We start from the raw sequence: 16,191 nt of genomic DNA on the forward strand, positions 1-16,191 counted from the left end.
CCAGCATGATTCTTGCACCGCATCGGGTAACCAAACCCGGATTCGCTGGACATGCCGCTGGAACGCATCAACTGGATCGATCACGCAAAGGGCGTTTGCATCGTCCTGATTGTCGCGATGTATGCCACTTCGGGCTATACAGACTTGGTCGGGCAGAGCAGCTGGATGAATGCCGTGGTCGCGTGGGCAGAACCTGCGCTCATGCCGGCCTTTTTCTTCCTGTCCGCCCTGTTCCTGAATCTGTCTGTTTTCGGCCCGACCAGGCACTTCCTTGACCGGAAAATCCTCCATTTTGCCTATTTCTACATGGTCTGGCTGCTGATCCAGAACCTGGCGCTGGCACCATTGGCATTTCCGGGCGCGATCCTGACCGCACTCGTCTCACCCCCGGACAGCCTCCTGCTGGTCTATATGCTGATCGTCTTCCATGCCGTGACCCGGCTTTTCAGGTTCCTGCCGACGCAAAAGGTTTTCGTCTTTGCGGCCCTGTTGCAGGTCGCCTTTGCGACCGGGTGGATCGACACCGGATGGATTGTCGCCAACCAGTTGGGCGCATGGTTTGTTTTCTTCTACGCGGGTTTCGTTGCCGCTCCCCATGTGTTCGAGCTTGCTGACCGCGTGAACGGCCACGCACAGGAATTGTGGAAGGTGCTTCTGGGATGGGCCGCAGTCAACGCTGCCTTCGTCGCCCTCAACGTGTCTGACCTGCCTCTGATCAGCCTGGCGCTCGGTTTTGCAGGCACAGGCGCGATTATTGCGCTGGGCCTGCTGCTATGCCGCATTAAATGGCTGGCCGTGCTCGGCCATGCTGGCCGGCATTGCCTCGTCATCTACCTGACATTCTCCATTCCCGTGATCGTGCTGCAGCATGCGCTCGCGGCAAACGGGCGGGTCGGAGATGCAGGGCTTGCCTGCCTGGTGATCACGCTCGGCGGCGTCGCAATGCCGCTCATCTTCCATCGGCTGGTGCGCGCAACTCCATTGAATTTTGTATATAAAAGGCCCGGCTCACTGCGCCTGCGCAACGCGCGAAACCACAGCAAAGCCAGCCTGCTGCCCCCGCCGCCAACTTCCGCCAGCAAAGCCTAGACCTGTCATTTACTTGGCGCGGTGCCAGACCATCAGGGGGTCGAAAGCGCCGGTCTCTGCCGCTTTTTGCAGTTGGGCGATCTGGTCGGATACAGCGTTCCTCGCCTGCCCGGGGATGGGCGCACTGTAGAGCGCCTGATCCAGCCGGCAGATCTGTTCGAACAGGGCTTCTGACCGCGCCACCAGTTCCAGGAACCGCATTGGCAGGCCCTTGTCGCGTTGCGCTTCGGCGTCGAGCGGGGGATCATCCCTGCGGATCCGGTATTTGCGAGCCGACGCGTCTTCCCGGCGCATCTCGCCATCGCGGACGGCTTTCTGCATGACAAGCCAGCTGGCAGCCTGCATCAGACGTGTCGTCAGCTCCATGCTCCAGGCCGAATAGGTCAGACCTGCCTCGCGCGGCAGCGTGCGTGAATGTTCCCTGCCTGGCCCGTCCAGATAGGAGGCCGTTTCTTCCACCAGTGCCATGCCCCTTGCGAACACGGTGTCGAAGAGTTTTCCGCCGGTAAAGCTGTTGAGGCTGTCGAAACCGTTCCCGGGAGACCCGTTTGCCGCCATATTCGAAACCTCAGAACACAAATGCCAACGTAAATACTTAGGTTACAACCCGTTTCCGGGGACTTAACTCTTTCCGCCAAACAGCGCATCTGCTGCAGATTTCTGAGCTTCCTTCTTGCTGATTTCCCGTTCGCAGCCAGCGATCTCTGCGTTCAGCACCCGAACACGTTCCCGCAATTCTTCGATCGACATCTGATCGAGTGTCTGGGCGCGATTTGTCAGGATCGGCTCTTCTTCGAACACGTCCATGCCTCCTCTGCAATCGGTGACAGGCTTTCATAAAACCAGAAACGCGGGATAGAAGCGACTCCCCGGACGTGAAATTTCTGAAGGAATGATCTGAATGACCAATATGATGAAGGCCGTAATTGTCGAAGAAGGCGCGCCGCTCCGCTGGGGTGACGTCGAAGCACCCGTCGTAAAGGCTGGGGAGGTCCTGGTCGAAATTGCCGCCGCCGGGCTCAATCGCGCCGACCTCGTCCAGCGGGCAGGCGCCTATCCGCCGCCCCCCGGCGCCTCGACTATCCTGGGGCTGGAAATTGCCGGAACGGTCAAGGCCCTGGGCGAAGGGGTCACCCGCTGGAAAACCGGAGATGCGGTTTGCGGCCTGCTCGCTGGCGGTGGCTATGCCGAGCTGGCGAGCGTCGACCAGGGCTCACTCCTTCCCGTACCTGAAGGCATGGACATGGTGAACGCTGCGTGCCTGCCAGAGGCGCTGTTTACCGTATGGGCGAATGTGTTCGACCGTGTGGGCCTGCAGGCCGGCGAGACTTTCCTGTGTCACGGCGGAACCAGCGGGATTGGCGTCATGGCAATCCAGATGGCCCGTGTGGCCGGTGCGGCAAAGATCTTTGCCACGGCCGGCAGCCCGGAAAAATGCGCCCTGGCAAGCGAGCTGGGCGCCGACAGGGCGATCAACTATCGCGAAGAGGACTTCGAGACGATTGTCCGGGACGCAGGCGGGGCTGACGTGATCCTCGACATGGTGGGGGGGGATTACGTGCAAAAGAACATCTCCGCGGCCAGGATTGATGGGCGCATCGTCAATATCGCCTATCAGAACGGTTTCCAGGCGACCGTGAATTTCGCGCCTGTCCTGATGAAGCGCCTGACACTTGCCGCCACGACGCTGAGGGCACGCCCGGTGGCGGAAAAACAACGCATCCGCGACGCCGTGGAAAAGGATTTCTGGCCGCATGTCGTGTCGGGCCGGATCAAGCCGGTGCTGGACAGTACATTTGCCTTTGACGACGCGGAATCGGCCCACGCGCGGATGAAGGAGGGCAAGCATTCCGGCAAGATCATTCTGGCCCGGTGAAGTGAACGCCTTTTCATTCCTGGTTGCATGACGTATAAGCATTCTAGGTTCCATGCTTGCCTGAAACCTTGACCGCCCGGCACGAAGTGTCGGGCGGCTGCATTTCAGGCCCCAACGCGCTCCAAGGAGACTTCCATGTCCGAGATACTCATGCCCAAGGCGACCGCCGTCTGGCTGCTGGACAACACGACGCTGACTTTCACCCAGATCTCCGCCTTCTGTGGCCTGCACCATCTTGAAGTCAAAGGCATCGCGGATGGCGACGTGGCAGAGAACATGCGCGGCGTTGACCCGATTGCGGGTGGCATCCTGTCGCGCGAGGAAATTGCCCGCGGCGAAGAGAACCCTGATTATGTTCTGAAAATTGCCGCGTCGAAGATCGCGCACATCCCTCAGCCACCGCGCAAGGGCAGCCGTTACACACCTGTCATTCGCCGCCAGGACAAGCCGGACGCCGTCGCCTGGTTCATTCGCAACCACCCTGAAGTGTCGGATGCGCAGATTTCCAAGACCATCGGAACGACGAAATCGACGATCAATAATGTGCGGGACAAGTCGCACTGGAATTCGCAGAATATTCGTCCGGTTGACCCGGTCACGCTGGGCCTGTGCACGCAGATCGAACTGGACGAAGTGATTGCCAAGTCGGCAGACAAGCGCCGCCGCATCGAGGCTGAACGAAGCGTCAATGTGGAAGGGCCCGGCCTGCAGCCGACGCAGGATGATGCGGCCGGATACGAAGCCGAACCGGAACAGGAAAAGCGTCAGAAAGACGTGTCTGCAGCCGACGTGTTCCGCGACTTCAACTAAGGTAACCTGCTGTTACAGCTGCAGTTTCCGAAGGAAAACGTAGAACGCCCCGGCGCCGCCATGGCGCTGGTGCGCTTCGGCATAGCCCGACACGATTGACCGGGCCTCAGGGGTTTCGAGCCAGGCGAGGAAGTTGCGTTTCAGCACGCCCTCGCCGAGCCTGCCCTTTCCTGTAATCACCAGTACACATCGCGCGCCATCAAGCTGGGCATTCGACAGGAAGCCGGGCAGGGCGCTCGCGGCGCTGGCCTGCGTGTGTCCGTGCAGGTCGAACGTCGCAGCGACTGCGAGCTTTCCGCGCCTGACCCGCTTCTCCTTCCCCCGATTTGCGGGGGTGGGAACGGGGGGTTTGAGGCGGTTTGAGGCGGTTGAAGGGTGCAAAAGGGGTGAAACGGGGCGTGCGGGGGGGTTGGCAGGGGGTGATGTGGGGGCGTGGCCTGCCGGTTCACCAGCCTCGAGCGCCGAAATCAGGGCCTCGAAATCTGACGGCTCGGGACCGATCCGCTTGATCGACCTGGCAACCCGCGACCAGGCTTTCGCTTCATCGGGGGTCAGGCGGCGTTTCGACATGTGCCCCGTCTAGGGTGCCAGGGGCGGATCGCCAAGCGCCGACAGGTCCGAGACCTGCATGGCACGGATCAGGCGCTGTCCGACGCTACGCGGCAGGAGCACCCAAAGGCGCCCGGGCGCATTCATCGTGCCCGCCCGAGCGCCCGCGTCCGGACCGGTGCCGAAATAGAGGTCGCCGCGCACCGCGCCCTTGATTGCGCCGCCCGTGTCTTGCGAGATCAGAAGGCCGGACCAGTTGCCACCAAGGCCCGGCGCGGTGGTCTGCACGAACATCGGCACGCCCAGCGGCTGGATATCGGTATCGACGGCCATGGAGCCGAGCGGGGTGAGCGGCACGCCCTGTGCGCCGACCGGTCCCAGCGTGGGATCGCCCTCCGGTTCGGCGCGGAAGAACACGAAGCGCGGATTCTGGTTCATTGCGAGGCGGGCCTCTGCGGGCCCGGCGCGGTCCATCCAGGCCCGAATGCCCTGCATGCTGGCCTGGCCGGCTGTAATCCGTCGGGTCTGTATCAGCCAGTTGGCCGTTGACTTGAATGGTTGGCCATTGTGCGCCGCATAGACGGCGCGCGTGGTGGACCCGTCCGGGAAGGTCAGGCGCCCGGAGCCTTGAATCTGCAGGAAGAAGACGTCCGAAGGGTGGGCGTAGGCAATAGGCACGACACCGGACCGCGTGATCTCCTCACGCGAGGGATAGGGCCGCGTCGATCCGTTGGGCAGGCGCTGAAGCGGTGAGGCGCCATTGGGCACAAGGTCGGCCGGAAGGGCGGGTACAGGCTCGGTATAGGGCGCAACTGGCGTGCGGCGCGCCTCATAGGTCGGCTCGAAATAGCCGGTGAAACGGCTCTTGCCATCCGGGGACAGGGCCTCGAGCGGGATGAAGAGGGACTCGAAAGCCGCGCGGGCGCCGGCCTCGTCATTCGTCCGTGCCAGCGTGGCGCAGACTGGAATCCATTCGCCGACCGTGCCGGCCCATGTGGCATTCGGCGAGACATAATCAGCCTTGGGGCGTTTGGCGAGGCGCTCGCAGCTGCGCTTGAAGGCCTGGAGGCTGTCCATCAGCCGGACGGACGACCATCCGGGAAGATCGCCGTAAGCCCCGGTCATTGTCGAGGCCGGCGCCTTCAGCACGGCAACGTCCTGATCGGGATAGACGATGGGCGGACGCAGCGAGCTTTGGCACGAAGCCAGCACGAGCGACAGGGCGATGGCGGCGAGAGAGCGAAGCATGGACCGGTTTATGGCCCGCTTCGCGCGCACCTGTCATGTTAAACATGTGCGATCGGGGCGCTGCCGGTCAGTTGGCCGTTTCGACGTCGTCGAGAATCCAGTTGGGATCTGGCGAAGTCACATCGCGCATGAAGGTCCAGATTTCCTTAGCGGTGCGCGTGGTCTCGCCGTCGCCGAGTTCGGCCTCGTAGCGGATCATGATGCGGGCCATGCGTCCGTCGAGCTCAGCACTGTCGATTTCCGCACGCCGGATGCGCAGGAGGTCGAAATGCGCCGCGTCGCCGGGCGTGCGGGCAGAGATGGCCGCGTCCCAGGCTTCATAGACATCATCGTCCAGCAGGGGCCGCAGCGCGTCGCGGTCACCGCGGGCAAAGGCGGCAACGATCATCGTGTAGGCCGCCTTGGCGCCCTGCAGGAAGCCGGATTCCGAAAAGCTGTTATCGGCATTGTAGATCTCTTCCAGACCGCCCGCGGCAGGCCCGGTGAAGATCGGCCGGTCGGATGGCCCACGGCGCTCGCGATGCTCGGACAGGTCAACCGGCTTGGCGTCGCGCGGCGACGGGGCGGGGTTCGGACGCTGGACCGGCCGGTCATTGCCGCCCTTGCCGAGCGCCATATAGAGGCGCGACAGCACGACCAGCGCGACGGCGGCAAGTACAAGAACCTCGATAATAGGGTCGAACATTTAGAACAGATATCCTTCAAGCATTCACGGGTCTCTTCCTAGATAGTCACGAAACGCCTGCGAAGCCAGTGATGCGTTGCGCGTTCTTAGGCCACATGCTAGGCGCGCGTTTCGTTGCAGGTAGAGGAAACATCATGACAGACACGAGCGCACCGGGAAACCCCAATAGCCCAGAGGGCACCAATGGCGACACGCCAAGCGCGCCGGTGATGCGCGTTCTTGGCCAGTACGTCAAAGACCTGTCATTCGAAAACCCGGGCCATTCCCCTGTCCAGTCGCAGCCGAATATCGATCTCGGCATCGATGTCGGCGCCAAGCCGCATGCCGATGGCAACGGCCTGTTCGAAGTGTCGCTGAAACTGTCGGCCAAGGCGATGGCAGACGACAAGGTGATGTTCATTACCGAACTCGATTATGCCGGCCTGTTCCAGTTGCAGAACATTTCCCAGGACCAGCTGGAACCCATGCTGCTGATCGAATGCCCGCGCCTGCTGTTCCCGTTTGCGCGCCGCATCATTGCCGAGATCACCCGCGAAGGCGGCTTCCCGCCCCTGCTGATCGATCCGGTTGATTTTGTTGCACTGTACCAGGCCCAGGTCCGCCGCGCGGCCGCGAGCAACCCGCCGACCCAGCAATAGCAGGCCTCAGGCCTGTTTCCACAGACAGTCAGGCCCCAGCGTTTCGATAAAGGCCGCGTGAGCGGCCCGTTCGGCCTCGGTGATCTGCGAGGCCAGCGGTTGCGGGCGCTGGCGGGCGGATCGGCGCACGCCGCCTTCCATGCCTTCGGCCGGCACATCAAACGAGAAGGCGCGCGCCCGCCCGCCGAGCAGTTCAAGGTAGACGCTGGCCAATAGCTGGCTGTCCAGCAGGGCGCCGTGCAGTGTCCGGCTTTCCAGTGAAATGTCGAACCGCTTGCAAAGGGCATCGAGGCTGGCCGGTGCGCCCGGAAATTTCCTGCGCGCCATGGCCGCCGTATCGATCCAGCGGTGATCCTCGATCGGGGCGCGGCCGCACAGTGCAAGCTCCATATTGAGGAAGCCGCGGTCGAACCCGGCATTGTGGGCGACCAGCAGGTCGTCACCGATGAATTCAAGCAAGGCGCCGATGACATGCTCTTCCTCAAAGAAGGGCGCATCTTTCAGGTGTTCGTCCGTGATGCCTGTAATGCGCACCGTATCCTCGGAGACGAGGCGGCGCGGATTGATGAGCGAGCGGAAGGTCTTGCCGGTGGGGATGTGATTGATCATCTCGACAGCGCCGATTTCGATGATGCGGTCCCCGTCATTCGGATAAAGGCCCGTTGTCTCGGTGTCGAAGGCGATTTCGCGGATATGTGTGGTCATGCGTGGTCGTCGGCGTCCTTGCGAATCATCAGGGCCACTATCGCGCGAACCAGGTCTCGCGCAAACTCGAAACCATGTTCTGTCGGGATGACAAAATCGGCCCGCGCGCGCTTTTCGGCATCCGGCACCTGCCGCGCAAGAATGGATTCGAACGCCTTTTCGGTCATGTCGGGCCTTGAGAGCACGCGTTCACGCTGGACGGCAGCCGAGGCGGTGACAACGACGACATAGTCGCAGAACTGCCAGCCGCCGGTTTCGTAAAGCAGCGGAATATCGATCACCACGAAGGGCGCGCCGGCCTCGCGTGCTGCCTGACGGAAATCATGCTGGGCGGCGCCGGCCAGCGGATGGACGATGGCTTCGAGCCGTTTCATGGCCTCGGCATTGTCGAGCACGCGTTCGCGCAGGCGGAGGCGGTCAATCGCGCCGTCCACCGCCACGCCTGGAAAGGCCGCTTCGACCGGCGCGACGGCGGCGCCACCTTTTTCGTACAGTGCGTGGACGGCGGCGTCCGCGTCATAGACGGGCACATTTTCCTCGCGGAAAAGCTCGGCCGTTGCCGATTTTCCCATGCCGATGGATCCTGTCAGCCCAAGGATGATCATGTCGTTGCCTCCACTACGGCCCGGCAGCGTGCCTCGGCGTCCGCCATGTCGGGAACCATGCCAAACCAGTGTTCGAAGGCGAACGCGGCCTGCGCGACCAGCATGCCAAGCCCGTCCATGGTTTTCCAGTCCTGTTCGGCAGCATGGGCCAGGGTTGGCGCGGCGGCCTTGCCATAGCTGATATCGTAGAAGGTGCGGCCGGTACCTGGGGGCAGCTCCAGCGCCTTGCCGGAATGCCCCAGGCTGACCGTGTTGACGACGAGTTCAGCGGCGGCGAGGCGCTCGAGACCTATATCCAGGGTGCAGATTTCCGGCCGAACCGGCAGATTGTCTGCGATCTCCTCGGCGCGGGAAATCGTCCGGTTGCAAATGGTCAGGTTGGCGCCGAGATCTGTCAGGGCGATGGCGAGCGCCCGGGCCGATCCGCCTGCGCCAAGCAGGAACACGGTCTTGCCGGCGACGTGAATGTCGGCCGTTTCGATGGTGTGGATAAAGCCAGGCGCGTCCGTATTCTCGGCGAGCCATCCGCCTGACTCGGTGCGGATCAGCGTGTTGGCGGCGCCGATACGCCGAGCAAGATCGCCCACTTCATCTGCCAGCACGAGTGCGGTCTGCTTGTGGGGCAGGGTGATATTGAGACCCCGCGCGCCTTGCCTTGTCAGCGTTTCCAGCGCGTCCTTCAGTTCGCCTTCAGGCACCTGCATGGCCTTGTAGAGAGCGTCGATATCATTGTCGCGCATCCATTGGTTGTGGATGAGGGGCGACAGCGAATGGGCGATGGGGTCACCGATGACGCCGTAGAGCCGGGTCATGATTCGAGGGCCCCGCGGGTCCGGAAATAGTCGAGCAGGGGAAGGAGCGGCAGGCCGAGAATGGAGAAATAGTCTCCCTCGATCTTCGTGAAGAGCTGCGCGCCGAGGCCTTCAAGCTGGTAAGCACCCACCGTCGAAAGCAGGGCCTCGCCTGCCTGTTCGACATAGGAATCGATGAAGGCGTCGCTCAGTGGGCGAACGGTCAGCCTGGGCCGGGCCATGTGGCGCCAGACCGGTGTGCCGTTCTCGCAGACGACAATGGCCGTCTCCAGCGTGTGGGTCTTGCCGGAGAGCCTGCGCAGGTGATCGCGCGCCGCATCCAGGTCGGCAGGCTTGTCGAAGGCTTCATTGTCGAGCGAGAGCATCTGGTCGCCGCCAATCACGAGGCCAGGTGTGCGGGCCGAGACCTTCATGGCCTTGAGTTCGGCCAGCTGCATGGCCTGGTCGCGCACGGACATGCCTTCGCCGCGCATGGCGGCCTTGGCGGCATCCTCGTCGACATTCGGCTTGATGCTGGCGGCGTCGATTCCGGCCCCTGCCAGGAGCGCGCGGCGGCTGGCGCTGCCGGAGGCAAGTGTGATGCCGGGGCTCATGCGTGTCCGCGCCGTTCGTTGAGGAAATTGAGGATTGCCGCAGCGGTCTCCTCGACGGAGCGGCGCGACACGTCGATCGTTTTCCACTTGTTGCGCTGGAAGAGGCGGTTGGCCTGGGTGACCTCATCGCGGACCGCATCTTCATCGGCGTAGATTGTGTGTTCGTCCTCGTTCAGCGAGATAAGGCGCTGGCGGCGGATCTGGACGAGCCGCTCGGCGCTGATCTTGAGGCCGACAACCATCGGGCCTTTTTCGCCGAGTTCCTCGATGAAAGCCGGCAGCGGGACGCCGGGAACCAGCGGGATATTGCCGGCGCGGACCTTGCGGTTGGCGAGATAGACGCATGTCGGCGTCTTCGATGTGCGGCTGACGCCTAGCAGGATGACGTCGGCGCCGACCAGGCCATCGACATTCTGGCCGTCATCATGGGCCAGGGTGAAGTTGATGGCTTCCATCCGGTCGAAATAGTCCTGGTCGAGCGCATGCTGGCCAGCGACTTTCTGGTTGGCCGAGACGCCGAGATGGCGGCCGAGCATGGCGATGGAGGCATCGAGCACGGGCAGCGTCGCGACGCCGCGTTCGCGGCAAAAGGCTTCGAGCCGCTTGCGCAGGGCCTCATCGGAAATCGTGTACCAGACGACGCCGGGCGCCGCCTCGATCTCACGCATCACGCGCTCGAGCTGGCGCTCTGACCGAACGAGGTAGTAGTTGTGCTCGAGCGGCTGTACATTCTCGAACTGGGCACAGGCGGCCCGCTGAACGGCGTTCAGGGTTTCACCCGTGCTGTCGGACACGAGGTGGACATTGAAATAGATGCTGGGGCGCGGCGGATTGGGCATGGTTCACTCTCTTGCCGATGGCAGACCGATTTCACAAGACCTGTGTACAAGCTGTGGACAAGAGAATCGTCACACCGGGAGTCACAATCCATCCACATGCAGCCGAATCCGACTCCCCGGTATTCCCGCTATGTTTCATCCTGTGACTCCACAAGGGGTGTTAATCGCTCATTAACCCTCGCGGCGATTGCAGGTTAAGGAAACCTTAATGGGGTGCGACACCCTGTGACTCGCGTGTGGAATTTGCTGGACAAATCCTGTGAGTGGCCTTTCTCCCCTGATATCACCGCATAGTAATAATAAGCGCCCTGACGGGCTTTTTGAAAAATGAGAGATTTGAGAAAGTCATGGGGCAAACCGGCACATCAAAACTGATCAGCGTTCTTGAAGGCACACCTGCCAAGAGGCCTCCAGTATGGATGATGCGCCAGGCCGGACGCCATTTGCCGGAATATCTAGAGCTGCGAGCACGGGCAAAGGACTTTCTCGATTTCTGCTATACGCCTTCAATGGCGACCGAGGCGACACTTCAGCCGGTTCGCCGCTATGGCATGGATGCCGCCATCCTGTTCGCTGACATCCTGCTCATTCTGGACGCGATGGGCCTCGGCGTGGAGTTTGAAAAGGGGGTTGGCCCGCTGGTGCAGCAGATCGATTCCGCCTCAGACCTCGGAAAGGTGCCGGCGCAGAAAGCGGCTGACCGGCTGGCACCGGTTTACGAAACCGTGTCGCGTGTGCGCGCGGAGCTGCCGAAGGACACCGCCCTGATCGGATTTGCCGGTTCGCCCTGGACGGTTAGCCTTTATGCCATCGAGGGCCGGGGCAAGACGGACAAGTCGCTCGCCTGGCGCTGGGCCCATGGCCGGCCGGATGAACTGGCCGCCGTAATGGATCATGTGATCGAAGCGACCGCGCATTATCTGGTGAGGCAGGTCGAGGCGGGCGCTGATGCGCTGATGCTGTTCGATAGCTGGGCCGAAGGCTTGCCGGACAATATCTTCCGGGAAGTCATCATCAGGCCAACGGCGAAGCTGGTGACGCTGTTGCGGGACATGGGTGTGACGGTGCCGGTGATCGGCTTTCCGCGCGGCGCGGCGGCCATGCTGCCTGAATATGCAGCGGTAACCGGAGTGACGGCTGTTGGCCTCGATACGGCAGCGGTACCGTCATTCGTGAACGCCTCCCTGCCACCGCAGATGCCGGTGCAGGGGCATCTTGATCCGCTGCTGCTGATCGAGGGCGGGGAGCGCCTGGATGCGCGCGTCCGCGAACTGGTGGCAGCCTATCAGAGCCGCCCCCATATATTCAATCTTGGGCACGGTATCCGGCCGGAAACGCCGATTGCGAATGTCGAACGTGTTCTCAAGATCATTCGGGAAGGCTGATTATTGATGGGCCGCAAGATTGCCGTCGTATTGTTCAACCTGGGTGGCCCGGATGGCCCGGATGCCGTGCAGCCATTCCTGCGCAACCTGTTCGATGACCCGGCCATCATCCAGGCGCCGCTGCCGATCCGGTGGGCACTGGCGCGGTTCATATCAAAGACCCGTGCGCCGTCCGCCAGGAAGAATTATGCCCTGATGGGCTCTGGCGGTGGATCGCCCCTGTTACCGGAAACCGAGAAACAGGCTGAAGCCCTGCAGATCCAGCTGGCCGCAGCGCTGCCGGGGGATGAGGTGCGGACATTCATTGCGATGCGATACTGGCACCCCTTCACCAAGGATGCAGCCCGGGAGGTCAAGGACTGGGGCGCGGATGAAGTCGTGCTGTTGCCGCTGTATCCGCAATTCTCGACGACGACGACGGGATCGTCCCTGACCGAGTGGAAGAAGCATTATTCCGGCCGGGTGCGGACCGTCTGCTGCTATCCCTTCGAGGAAGGTTTCATCGGGGCGCATGTCGACCAGATCATGGCGGCATTCGATCAGGCCGGCCGGCCAGGCGATGTGAGCCTGCTGCTGTCGGCGCACGGTTTGCCGGAAAAAATCGTTGCCGCAGGTGATCCCTACCAATGGCAGTGCGAGACGCTTGTGGCGATGATCGCAGCGCGCGTGCCGCAGGACTGGAACGTTGTCGGCTGTTACCAGTCCCGTGTCGGCCCGCTGAAATGGATCGGCCCCTCGACCGATGAAGAGGTCGAGCGCGCAGCGAAAGACAGGCGCAATATCCTGATCGCGCCGATTGCGTTCGTTTCAGAGCATATCGAGACTCTGGTGGAACTGGGCGAGGAATACAAGCTGCTGGCCGAGCAGAATGGCGCCCCCAGCTATACGCGCGTCGAGGCGCTGGGCGTGCATCCCGGCTTCATCCGGACACTGGCCAATGAAACATTGGCGGCGCTGGACATGACGGGGACGATCCGGTCATGTGCCGGAAGCCGTCTTTGCCCGACGGGCGCATCGGGCTGTCCACACGCCGATGTGGTGCGCAAGGCCGGCCAGGCCGTGCGTGCGACAGCCTAGGAAGGGCGGAATCTGATGCTGTATCTCTGGGTGAAAGCCCTTCACATCATCTTTGTGGTCTCGCTGATGGCCAGCCTTCTGGTCTATCCGCGCTACAAGATTCACCAATTATCGAGCCAGCCGGGCGAGCCGTTATACGAAGCGATGAAGAAGGCCTCCTACCAGCTGCGCATGATCATCATGAACCCGAGCCTGATCCTCGTCTGGGTATTCGGCCTGGCCATGCTCTGGATGAATCAGGACCTGCTGTCGCACGGCTGGCTGCACGTGAAACTGGTTCTGGTGCTCATCCTGTCCGGCCTGCATGGCTATTTCGTTCGTCTCGGCAAAAAGATTGACCGGGGCGGCGACGGCGTTTCGGCAAAGACCTTGCGCATGCTGAACGAGGTACCATTCCTGCTGATGATCGTGATTGTGATACTGGTCGCCGTCAAACCGTTCTGAGGCGGAGACGCCATTCGCGCTTGACGAAACAGGCTTGTTTGCCGCATATGCAGGCCAACCGGCGCACAGTCCTTGTGCAGCGCGAACTCATTTTCGCCCGGTCCCCCACAATTTGATCCGACCCGGTCTGCATCCCGACTCCCTCCAGAAATGGCCCTATCCATGCTCGACAACCTCACCAGCGTCACCCTGCGCGAACTCAAAGCCAAATCACCCGAAGAGCTGTTGCTCTATGCCGAGGAGCTTGAGGTCGAGAACGCGTCAGCACTGCGTACGCAGGACATGCTGTTCGCGATCCTCAAGGAACTCGCCGACAGCGAAGTCGAGATAACCGGGCTCGGCGTGCTGGAAGTGCTCACCGACGGGTTCGGCTTCCTGCGCTCGCCGGAATCGAACTACCTGCCCGGTCCGGACGACATCTATGTCAGCCCCGAAGTGCTGAAGAAGGCGAACATCCGGACAGGTGACACGGTCGAGGGCCCGATCACCGCCCCGCAGGACAATGAGCGCTACTTCGCCCTGACCGACGTGTCGAAGATCAATTTCGAAGAGCCGGAGAAAGCCAACAAGAAGGTCCACTTCGACAACCTGACCCCGCTTTATCCGGAAGAGCGGATGAAGATGGAGAGCCGCGACCCGACCAAGAAAGACCGGTCCGGCCGCGTGATCGATATTGTGGCGCCGATCGGCAAGGGCCAGCGCGCCCTGATCGTTGCGCCGCCGCGCACCGGCAAGACGGTTCTGCTGCAGAACATTGCCGCCGCGATCGAAGAGAACCATCCGGAATGCTACCTGATCGTACTGCTGATCGACGAACGCCCGGAAGAAGTGACCGACATGCGCCGCACCGTAAAGGGCGAGGTGGTTGCCTCGACATTCGACGAGCCGGCAACACGCCACGTCCAGGTTGCCGAAATGGTGATCGAGAAGGCCAAGCGCCTGGTCGAGCATAAGCGCGATGTTGTCATCCTGCTCGACTCGATCACCCGCCTTGGCCGCGCCTACAACACGACCGTGCCAAGTTCGGGCAAGGTGCTGACCGGCGGTGTGGATGCTAACGCGCTGCAACGGCCGAAGCGTTTCTTCGGCGCCGCGCGGAACGTCGAGAACGGGGGTTCGCTGACCATTGTCGCCACCGCGCTGATCGATACCGGCAGCCGGATGGACGAAGTGATCTTCGAGGAATTCAAGGGCACCGGTAACTCGGAAGTGGTGCTCGACCGGAAGATTGCCGACAAGCGCACCTTCCCGGCTATCGACATCATGAAGTCCGGCACACGTAAGGAAGAGCTGATCACGCCGCCTGATCAGCTGTCCAAGATCTACATCCTGCGCCGCATCCTGGGCCCGATGGGCACCAATGATGCCATTGACTTCCTCATCGACAAATTGCGCCAGACGAAGACCAATGACGAGTTCTTCGAAGCGATGAAAAACTAGGGAAACGGGCACGCATATGAGCGAGCGCGACACAATTTGCGCCCTCGCTTCGGGTGCTCCGCCAGCTGCGATAGCGATCCTTCGTCTGTCCGGGCCGAAGGTTGCCTGGCTGGCCGCGCAACACCTTGATTGCGGCATTCCGGCTGCGCGCCATGCGACGCTGACCGATGTCCGTGATGCGGGTGGCGGGCTGATCGACCGGGGCCTCGCCGTGTTCATGCCAGGGCCCGGCAGCTATACGGGCGAAGACACGCTTGAGCTTTACCTGCATGGCGGGGCCGCAGTGATCGAACACTCACTGAGTGCCCTCACAGCCCATGAGGGCGTGCGCATGGCCGAGCCTGGTGAGTACACGCGGCGCGCCTTCGAGGCCGGCAAGCTGGACCTGACTGAAGCTGAAGGCGTGGCCGACATCATTGAAGCAGAGACTCGCGCGCAAAAGGCGCAGGCGCTGAGGCAGCTCGGGGGCGGATTGTCGGAGACCTATGCGGGCTGGCGTGCCGAGCTGACGGGTGTGCTGGCACTGGTCGAAGTGGCGATTGATTTCCCGGATGAAGGCGATGCGCCGCAGGACACGACGGCCCCAATCCTTGCGAAGCTGGACCACGTGATTGCGCAGGTCCGCGCGGCATTGGGTGATGGCGGCATTGGCGAGCGCATAAGGGATGGCTTTCGGGTCGCCATTATCGGCGCGCCCAATGCCGGCAAGTCGACCCTGCTCAACCGGCTGGCCCGGCGCGAAGCGGCCATCGTTACGGCAAAGGCCGGCACGACACGGGACGTAATTGAAGTGCGCCGCGTGATGGGCGGGCATGTTGTCTGGATAGCCGATACGGCCGGGCTGCGGTCGACCGATGACGAGATTGAAGCGGAAGGCGTGCGCCGGGCGGAACGTGCGGCCCGCGAGGCAGACCTGCGGATTTTCCTGATTGATGCAGAGGTGCCGGAGACAAGTGTTCTGTCAACGGACTATCGCGAGCCGGGCGACCTTGTGGTCCTCAACAAGGTGGACCTTCAATCAGCGCCATCGGAACTGAACGCCGACCATGTGATTTCCGCAAAAGCCGGTAGCGGTGTGGATGCGCTGGAACAAGCCATCGCTGACTTCGTTGGTAAGTATGCAGCCTCTGTGGAAGCGCCGGTGATAACGCGCCAGCGCCACAGGGCCCGGCTGCAGGACGGTTTGAGCAGCCTTGAGGCTGCGCGCGATGCCCTGGCCAATGATGTCGGGGCAGAACTGGCTGCGGAGGATATTCGCATGGCGCTTCGCCAGCTCGGCTCAATTATCGGTGTCGTTGGTGTCGAAGACGTGCTCGGCGCTGTGTTTTCTGAGTTCTGCATCGGCAAATGACCCCTAGGGTTTAGGCGCCTGCGCGGTTATATGTCCGCCAGAATA

19 protein-coding genes are annotated in these 16,191 nt (G+C 62.1%); 9 read left to right on the plus strand and 10 right to left on the minus strand.

What is annotated here, in order from left to right; all coding sequences use genetic code 11:
* Positions 1–51: 51 nt before the first annotated feature.
* Positions 52–1,089: an acyltransferase family protein gene (locus VR74_RS03510; protein ID WP_299949504.1), complete on the plus strand. Its 1,038-nt coding sequence runs from the start codon at positions 52–54 to the stop codon at positions 1,087–1,089.
* 9 nt (positions 1,090–1,098) lie between these two features.
* Here the strand turns inward: VR74_RS03510 and VR74_RS03515 are convergent, their stop codons facing one another.
* Entirely contained in the window at positions 1,099–1,647 is a 549-nt protein-coding gene (locus tag VR74_RS03515; protein ID WP_299949507.1) for a DUF1465 family protein, read from the minus strand.
* 63 nt (positions 1,648–1,710) lie between these two features.
* The gene (locus tag VR74_RS03520; RefSeq protein WP_045694469.1) at positions 1,711–1,896 is read right to left on the minus strand and encodes a DUF1192 domain-containing protein; all 186 of its coding nucleotides are present in this window, start codon (positions 1,894–1,896) and stop codon (positions 1,711–1,713) included.
* Between the two features lie 94 nt (positions 1,897–1,990).
* On the opposite strand from VR74_RS03520, the gene VR74_RS03525 reads away from it, so the two are divergent.
* A complete protein-coding gene (locus tag VR74_RS03525) occupies positions 1,991–2,965 on the plus strand; it encodes an NAD(P)H-quinone oxidoreductase (RefSeq protein ID WP_045694470.1) in 975 nt (324 codons plus the stop codon).
* A gap of 135 nt (positions 2,966–3,100) precedes the next feature.
* A complete protein-coding gene (locus tag VR74_RS03530; RefSeq protein ID WP_045694472.1) occupies positions 3,101–3,775 on the plus strand; it encodes a cell cycle transcriptional regulator TrcR in 675 nt (224 codons plus the stop codon).
* A 12-nt stretch (positions 3,776–3,787) separates the two neighbouring features.
* Here VR74_RS03530 and VR74_RS03535 read toward each other — a convergent pair whose 3' ends face one another.
* From VR74_RS03535 to VR74_RS03545, 3 genes are all read right to left on the minus strand, one after another.
* Positions 3,788–4,345 carry a Smr/MutS family protein gene (locus VR74_RS03535; RefSeq protein ID WP_045694473.1) on the minus strand — a complete coding sequence of 186 codons (558 nt, stop codon included), beginning with the start codon at positions 4,343–4,345 and terminating at the stop codon, positions 3,788–3,790.
* 9 nt (positions 4,346–4,354) lie between these two features.
* A complete protein-coding gene (locus VR74_RS03540; RefSeq protein ID WP_045694475.1) occupies positions 4,355–5,572 on the minus strand; it encodes an MltA domain-containing protein in 1,218 nt (405 codons plus the stop codon).
* A 67-nt stretch (positions 5,573–5,639) separates the two neighbouring features.
* Positions 5,640–6,257, minus strand: a complete 618-nt coding sequence (locus VR74_RS03545; RefSeq protein ID WP_045694476.1) for a Tim44/TimA family putative adaptor protein — start codon at positions 6,255–6,257, stop codon at positions 5,640–5,642.
* Between the two features lie 134 nt (positions 6,258–6,391).
* On the opposite strand from VR74_RS03545, the gene secB reads away from it, so the two are divergent.
* Complete coding sequence (secB, locus tag VR74_RS03550) at positions 6,392–6,895, plus strand: protein-export chaperone SecB (protein WP_045694477.1); 504 nt, start codon at positions 6,392–6,394, stop codon at positions 6,893–6,895.
* A 6-nt stretch (positions 6,896–6,901) separates the two neighbouring features.
* On the opposite strand, the gene dnaQ is transcribed toward secB, so the two are convergent.
* From dnaQ to VR74_RS03575, 5 genes are read right to left on the minus strand one after another with little or no spacing between them, the layout of a single operon-like run.
* On the minus strand, positions 6,902–7,600 hold the full coding sequence (gene dnaQ / locus VR74_RS03555) for a DNA polymerase III subunit epsilon (protein WP_045694479.1): 699 nt from the start codon (positions 7,598–7,600) through the stop codon (positions 6,902–6,904).
* Positions 7,597–8,205, minus strand: coding sequence for a dephospho-CoA kinase (coaE, locus tag VR74_RS03560; RefSeq protein ID WP_045694481.1), 609 nt, complete (start codon positions 8,203–8,205; stop codon positions 7,597–7,599). Before coaE ends, dnaQ begins: the two co-directional genes overlap by 4 nt.
* Positions 8,202–9,017 carry a shikimate dehydrogenase gene (gene aroE / locus VR74_RS03565; RefSeq protein WP_045694482.1) on the minus strand — a complete coding sequence of 272 codons (816 nt, stop codon included), beginning with the start codon at positions 9,015–9,017 and terminating at the stop codon, positions 8,202–8,204. The genes coaE and aroE overlap by 4 nt, the downstream gene beginning before the upstream one ends.
* Complete coding sequence (locus VR74_RS03570; RefSeq protein ID WP_045694484.1) at positions 9,014–9,610, minus strand: Maf family protein; 597 nt, start codon at positions 9,608–9,610, stop codon at positions 9,014–9,016. The genes aroE and VR74_RS03570 overlap by 4 nt, the downstream gene beginning before the upstream one ends.
* Entirely contained in the window at positions 9,607–10,449 is an 843-nt protein-coding gene (locus VR74_RS03575) for a pyruvate, water dikinase regulatory protein (protein ID WP_045694485.1), read from the minus strand. The genes VR74_RS03570 and VR74_RS03575 overlap by 4 nt, the downstream gene beginning before the upstream one ends.
* A 347-nt stretch (positions 10,450–10,796) precedes the next feature.
* Between VR74_RS03575 and hemE the strand changes: the two genes are divergently transcribed.
* The 5 genes from hemE (at position 10,797) to mnmE (ending at position 16,146) form a co-directional block, all read left to right on the plus strand.
* Positions 10,797–11,834 carry a uroporphyrinogen decarboxylase gene (hemE, locus tag VR74_RS03580; protein WP_045694486.1) on the plus strand — a complete coding sequence of 346 codons (1,038 nt, stop codon included), beginning with the start codon at positions 10,797–10,799 and terminating at the stop codon, positions 11,832–11,834.
* A gap of 6 nt (positions 11,835–11,840) precedes the next feature.
* Positions 11,841–12,911 carry a ferrochelatase gene (gene hemH, locus VR74_RS03585; RefSeq protein WP_045694488.1) on the plus strand — a complete coding sequence of 357 codons (1,071 nt, stop codon included), beginning with the start codon at positions 11,841–11,843 and terminating at the stop codon, positions 12,909–12,911.
* A gap of 15 nt (positions 12,912–12,926) precedes the next feature.
* Positions 12,927–13,355: a CopD family protein gene (locus VR74_RS03590; RefSeq protein ID WP_045694489.1), complete on the plus strand. Its 429-nt coding sequence runs from the start codon at positions 12,927–12,929 to the stop codon at positions 13,353–13,355.
* 150 nt (positions 13,356–13,505) lie between these two features.
* Positions 13,506–14,795, plus strand: a complete 1,290-nt coding sequence (gene rho, locus VR74_RS03595) for a transcription termination factor Rho (RefSeq protein ID WP_045694491.1) — start codon at positions 13,506–13,508, stop codon at positions 14,793–14,795.
* Between the two features lie 16 nt (positions 14,796–14,811).
* Positions 14,812–16,146 (plus strand): tRNA uridine-5-carboxymethylaminomethyl(34) synthesis GTPase MnmE, encoded by a 1,335-nt coding sequence (gene mnmE / locus VR74_RS03600; RefSeq protein WP_045694492.1) that lies wholly within the window; start codon positions 14,812–14,814, stop codon positions 16,144–16,146.
* Positions 16,147–16,191: the final 45 nt, after the last annotated feature.

Source organism: Hyphomonas sp. BRH_c22, assembly GCF_000961795.1.
Taxonomy (GTDB): domain Bacteria; phylum Pseudomonadota; class Alphaproteobacteria; order Caulobacterales; family Hyphomonadaceae; genus Hyphomonas.

Excerpts from the sequence above, each read along its gene's own strand:
- VR74_RS03575 (WP_045694485.1), bottom strand. The coding sequence starts at position 10,449 with ATGCCCAATCCGCCGCGCCCCAGCATCTATTTCAATGTCCACCTCGTG.
- VR74_RS03540 (WP_045694475.1), bottom strand. The coding sequence starts at position 5,572 with ATGCTTCGCTCTCTCGCCGCCATCGCCCTGTCGCTCGTGCTGGCTTCG.
- VR74_RS03520 (WP_045694469.1), bottom strand. The coding sequence starts at position 1,896 with ATGGACGTGTTCGAAGAAGAGCCGATCCTGACAAATCGCGCCCAGACA.
- hemE (WP_045694486.1), top strand. The coding sequence starts at position 10,797 with ATGGGGCAAACCGGCACATCAAAACTGATCAGCGTTCTTGAAGGCACA.
- VR74_RS03510 (WP_299949504.1), top strand. The coding sequence starts at position 52 with ATGCCGCTGGAACGCATCAACTGGATCGATCACGCAAAGGGCGTTTGC.
- mnmE (WP_045694492.1), top strand. The coding sequence starts at position 14,812 with ATGAGCGAGCGCGACACAATTTGCGCCCTCGCTTCGGGTGCTCCGCCA.
- secB (WP_045694477.1), top strand. The coding sequence starts at position 6,392 with ATGACAGACACGAGCGCACCGGGAAACCCCAATAGCCCAGAGGGCACC.
- aroE (WP_045694482.1), bottom strand. The coding sequence starts at position 9,017 with ATGACCCGGCTCTACGGCGTCATCGGTGACCCCATCGCCCATTCGCTG.
- VR74_RS03535 (WP_045694473.1), bottom strand. The coding sequence starts at position 4,345 with ATGTCGAAACGCCGCCTGACCCCCGATGAAGCGAAAGCCTGGTCGCGG.
- VR74_RS03530 (WP_045694472.1), top strand. The coding sequence starts at position 3,101 with ATGTCCGAGATACTCATGCCCAAGGCGACCGCCGTCTGGCTGCTGGAC.
- VR74_RS03590 (WP_045694489.1), top strand. The coding sequence starts at position 12,927 with ATGCTGTATCTCTGGGTGAAAGCCCTTCACATCATCTTTGTGGTCTCG.
- VR74_RS03525 (WP_045694470.1), top strand. The coding sequence starts at position 1,991 with ATGACCAATATGATGAAGGCCGTAATTGTCGAAGAAGGCGCGCCGCTC.
- coaE (WP_045694481.1), bottom strand. The coding sequence starts at position 8,205 with ATGATCATCCTTGGGCTGACAGGATCCATCGGCATGGGAAAATCGGCA.
- rho (WP_045694491.1), top strand. The coding sequence starts at position 13,506 with ATGGCCCTATCCATGCTCGACAACCTCACCAGCGTCACCCTGCGCGAA.
- VR74_RS03545 (WP_045694476.1), bottom strand. The coding sequence starts at position 6,257 with ATGTTCGACCCTATTATCGAGGTTCTTGTACTTGCCGCCGTCGCGCTG.
- VR74_RS03570 (WP_045694484.1), bottom strand. The coding sequence starts at position 9,610 with ATGAGCCCCGGCATCACACTTGCCTCCGGCAGCGCCAGCCGCCGCGCG.
- VR74_RS03515 (WP_299949507.1), bottom strand. The coding sequence starts at position 1,647 with ATGGCGGCAAACGGGTCTCCCGGGAACGGTTTCGACAGCCTCAACAGC.
- dnaQ (WP_045694479.1), bottom strand. The coding sequence starts at position 7,600 with ATGACCACACATATCCGCGAAATCGCCTTCGACACCGAGACAACGGGC.
- hemH (WP_045694488.1), top strand. The coding sequence starts at position 11,841 with ATGGGCCGCAAGATTGCCGTCGTATTGTTCAACCTGGGTGGCCCGGAT.